Here is a 2,502-nt window from a genome sequence, read left to right as displayed (position 1 = left end):
CTTTGCCTTCAGGAACTGTCTAGAGGCGCTTTGACAACGCCGTTACGGGTTCTTTTGTGGACTGCGTAAGAATCCCCTGGGTGGGAGTGTCAACTCCCTCACCATCCAAGCTGATGCCCTCGACCAACACCGGCCAAGGCGCCGTGCTAGGCGATATCGCAAAACGCCCTGTCCTCAACCGGAGCCAGCCGCACGAGGGGGAGTATTAAGCGCAGGCAGCCCTGTTTAGGTGGAAGTGCTCCCTTCTGCCATCTCTTGTTCAGGTGTCCTAAGCCAGGGCCTCCAACGCAGCAGCCGCCGCAGCTCCACCAGCAGCACTCCGGCCACACCCGTCAGGATCCAGCCCAGCCAGTCCGCCGCCGTGCCCAGGTAGCGCACCTCCACCCGATGCTCCCCCGGCGGGATCCGCACTTGCAACAGCCCCACCCCGTTGGGTTCGGCAGCTCTGAACCGTCCATCGATTTGTAAGCGCCAGGCGGGGTAGTAAAACGTGCGTAAGGCTACCGATTGTTCTTGGGAGGTAGGGTTAACCGCGCGAAAGCGACGGTAGCCATAGCGCCACTCTTCCACCTGGAGCAGTGCGGCTGGATCCTCTACCTCGCCTTGCCACTGCAAGAGCGGATCCACCTGTGGGGGCGGCATGGGCAGCGTCGCCTGGCGGGGCCGGTATTCCAGCGCATCCACCAGCGCCAACCCATCGGGAAAGCGCCAGTGCAGGTGCAAAAAAGCAATGCCCGGCCGCTCTTGCGGCTCGTGGGGGAACTGCTTGGCCGCAGCTAGCTCTTGAAAGGTTTGGACAAGCTGCAGATCGAAGCCGGCTTTGGACATCAGTTGCAAGCCCTGCCAGGTTTGTACTCCCATGGCCAGGCCGATCCCCACCAGCAAAAGGAGCTGCAGGCGCTTGTGCCCCCATCCCCACCCAGCTAAGGATCCCAATAGCCAAGGCACGGTTACCGCCGTCACCGCCATCCAGCGCCAGGAAAACTGGATGCGCCGCAGCGGCAAAACCCACTCGTAGAGCCCAGCCAGCAGATCCGTCATCATCAGCAACGCCACCAGGCTGGCTCCCAGGCTGTAGAGCAGGGTGGCTTTGGCAAGAGGGAATTCGTCAGCTCCGCTTCCCTGCAAGAGCAACGTCCCCTCTGTTCGGCGGGCCAGCCACTCCAGAAAAACCAGGAGCCCCGCCCCCACCAGAACCGCTGCCATCCAGACCCAGTACCCCACCAGGTTGCTCTCAAACCAGTGCTCTGTCCAGCGCGGCTGAAGCTGCATGAGCCCGCTCAGCATCAGGCGATGGTGGGGCGTGTACTCTTCGGCAAAGTTGACAAAGTCCACCTGGACATGGCGCTGATCCCAAAAGGCCGGCAACAGATAAAAAGCAGCCCACCCCAGCCCCAGCCCAAATCCTAGGTAGCAGCGTCCCACCCTGGGCCAGAAGGGATCCCTTCCCCCCAACACCCAAGGCAGGGGCAGCCAAATCAAGGTAAACACCAGCAACGTGGGCAGATGAGAGAGCGTCAGCAACCCATAGCTCAGCGCCAAAACCGCAACCGGCCCAATGGACTGGGGCCGGCAGATCGTCTGCAGCGAGGCCCAGAAAATCCAGGGCAGGATTGCAATGGCCCACACTTCTCCAATTGCCCCCCGTTGGTAGATGTCTACCAACCAATAGGGGCCGGCCATGCTCAGCAGGGCCAAGCCCAGCGCCAAAGCCCAAGGAAGCACTTGCCGCAGCAGGACGTACAGCCCCAGCCCGAAGACTGCCATCGCCAGGCCCATGCTGGCCACCAAGGATCCAGGCATATCCAGCCCCAGCAGGCGAAACGGCAAAGGGGCCACCATGCATAGAGGTGGATAGAAGGCAAAGGTGGGGTTGCCGTAGCCGAAGTTGGAATACTCCAGCCAGCGGGGGTAAAACTGCCCGCCGAAAAACTGCCGCTGATACTGAAAGGCCCAACTGAGGTTGAAGTGGGTGGAATGAGTGATGGGGTAGCCCCGCTGCAGCATCGGCCAGAGCAGGGCCAGCACTCCAGTTAGCAGCGCAAGCCCGACCAGCAGCTTCGGTTGGCGTAACGCTTTCATCCTCACTTCTGGACTAGGCGTTGCCTACCTCCCTCTTTGCCAGGAATTAATAGCGAATCCAGGCATAGGCGGCATCGGAGAGCACCGGCACCTCGGCATAGTGGCCGCGAACGTTCTGCACCCAAGCGTAGACGGTGATGGCGATCACGCCCAGAAGTGCGGTGGTGGCCAAAATGCTGACAAGTGCTGCCAGGCCGAGGTTGCCAAAGAGCATAGCAAACACCTGCATCAACACTTGCACCAAGAACAGGGCAATGTTGAGCAACAGCGCCTGCATGGTGTTGAAGCGAACAAAGTGGGCGACACGGCTGTTGCGGACTAAAAATAGCAGGGCGAGAAATATCCCCACCCCCAACCAGCCTGTGGCCAGGGGCAGCAAGCGCAGCAGTGGACTAAAAATGGGGATCAAACCTGGCAGAG

2 protein-coding genes are annotated in these 2,502 nt (G+C 60.8%); both read right to left on the bottom strand.

What is annotated here, in order from left to right; all coding sequences use genetic code 11:
• Nucleotides 1-225 precede the first annotated feature (225 nt).
• Nucleotides 226-2,082 carry a hypothetical protein gene (locus tag NW809_RS11980; protein ID WP_099887177.1) on the bottom strand — a complete coding sequence of 619 codons (1,857 nt, stop codon included), beginning with the start codon at nucleotides 2,080-2,082 and terminating at the stop codon, nucleotides 226-228.
• A gap of 46 nt (nucleotides 2,083-2,128) precedes the next feature.
• On the bottom strand, nucleotides 2,129-2,502 hold a 374-nt coding region (locus NW809_RS11975), incomplete at its 5' end, for a Tic20 family protein (protein WP_414402243.1).

Origin of the sequence: Synechococcus sp. WC101 (genome assembly GCF_047461555.1) — a bacterium.
Taxonomy (GTDB): Bacteria; Cyanobacteriota; Cyanobacteriia; order Thermostichales; family Thermostichaceae; genus Thermostichus.
Note: the sequence above shows the minus strand (reverse complement) of the source record. Positions and strands in the feature narration are given on the sequence as shown.